General features: G+C 32.2%; 1 protein-coding gene. It reads left to right on the forward strand.

Annotated elements, in window-relative coordinates; genetic code table 11:
• Nucleotides 1–466, forward strand: a 466-nt coding sequence (locus ACS8FC_RS20410; protein WP_439298127.1) for a DUF2971 domain-containing protein, incomplete at its 5' end; no start/stop codon positions are given.
• Nucleotides 467–538: the final 72 nt, after the last annotated feature.

Raw genomic sequence — 538 nt, forward strand, 5'->3', positions numbered from 1 at the left:
AGATGCAATGTGGAGGATATACTCTCCCGATAGTAATGGAGTTAAAGTTAAAACAACTCCTAGAAAACTCTTAGAAGCCTTGAAACAAAATGATCCAAAATTTGGAGATATAAACTCTTTCATTGGCAAGGTGCAATATGAATGTGAAAAGAGCTTAGAGTTAGCTTTATTAAAAATTGACGTATTGAATACTAATGGTTCAGGTATAGCTGAGACACTACTGTATAAACGTAAAGAGTTTAGTCATGAAGAAGAAATACGCCTAATTCACATAAATAGTAGCGCACGAATACATCTCTTTAATATTGATCCGAATAGTTTGCTTGAAGAAGCAATGTTCGACCCTAGAATAGATAAAAATATAAAAAGTGCTTTTGAAGCAGCTATTAAAAAAGAAGGATTTAGAGGCAGGATTACAACTTCCAAACTGTATAGCCTTCCAAAGAAACTAACATTCAATTATTAAATCAAACGTAATTCATATCTAGAAAATGAAATAGGCCACTTAATCGTAGCCTATTTAATAGAATTAAAGACC

This window comes from Psychrobacter sp. 1Y4 (genome assembly GCF_051847555.1).